Here is a 1,107-nt window from a genome sequence, read left to right on the forward strand (position 1 = left end):
CTAAGCCTCGGTCTCGTGGGCTCTGAGGTTTTTTTCAAGCAGAGGACGGCATACGAGATCAGCCTCGGTCGCGTGGGCTCGGAGATGTTTATAAGAGACGGCGCCGCCACGATCAGGCCGTTGCGCGTGCCTTCGAATTTCACGCGGCTCAGCTCCTGGATGCCGGCCACCGTGGTCATGCCGAACATGACGATGGCGCAGCCGCCCAGAACGGGCCGGGGAATGGTGGCGATCAGCGCGCCCAGCTTGGGAAACAGGCCCATCAGGATCATGATCACTCCGGCGGCGGCCACCACGTAGCGGCTGCGCACGTTGGACATGGCGATCAGGCCGGTATTCTGGGTGAAGGCGTTGTAGGGAAAGCTGTTGAACAGGCCGCCCGGCATGGTGGACAGGCCGTCGGCGCGGAAGGCGTCGCCCAGCGTGGTCTGGCTGGCGGGCTTGCCGGTGATCTTGCCGATGGCCAGCACGTTGCCGGTCGTCTCGGCCATGATGACCAGCATGGCCATCATCATCACCAGCGTGGGCGCCAGGGCGAACTCGGGCATGCCGAAGGCGAAGGGCGGGCTCAGCTCGAACCAGGCCGCCTGGCCGACGCGGCTGAAGTCCGTGTAGCCCATCAGCATGGCCAGGGCGGTGCCGCACAGCAGGCCGATCAGCACCGACAGATTGCCCACGAAGCCGGAGAAGCGCGCGTGGATGAAGAGGGTGATGACGATGGTGGCCAGGCCCAGCAGCAGGTTGCCCGGCGCGCCTCCATCAGCTTTGCCGAGCTGCGCGCGCATCGCCGGCTGGCCTTTGCGGCCCATGGCCACCGGCTGCCTTCGACGGAATACCTGGAGGCGGGCAATAGCTGGCAGGCGGAAAGCTATTCGGCCCTGCTGGAGATGACTCGCGCCGGCCTGGGCTGGACGACGCTGCCGCGCCAGTCCATCCTGCGCGAGATCGAGTCGGGCGAACTGGTGGAGCTGCCCCTGCAGGCCTATCCGCACACGGACTGGGTGGTGGGCGTGGATCTGCTGTGGTCCCGCCAGGCGCAACTGGGCCAGGCGTCCCTGTGGCTGCGGCATTATCTGCAGCAGTTCAAGGTGTTCGAAATGGACCGCA

The 1,107-nt window shown here is 66.1% G+C and carries 2 protein-coding genes; one reads left to right on the plus strand and one right to left on the minus strand.

Annotation, left to right across the window (positions count from 1 at the left end; all coding sequences use genetic code 11):
- Window positions 1-809: solute carrier family 23 protein (locus ACWPWO_RS18830; RefSeq protein WP_454007895.1), on the minus strand; the 809-nt coding region annotated here is incomplete at its 3' end.
- Here ACWPWO_RS18830 and ACWPWO_RS18835 point away from each other — a divergent pair.
- On the plus strand, window positions 696-1,107 hold a 412-nt coding region (locus ACWPWO_RS18835), incomplete at its 3' end, for a LysR substrate-binding domain-containing protein (protein ID WP_454007896.1). The genes ACWPWO_RS18830 and ACWPWO_RS18835 overlap by 114 nt on opposite strands.

Source organism: Alcaligenes sp. Marseille-Q7550 (assembly GCF_965112015.1).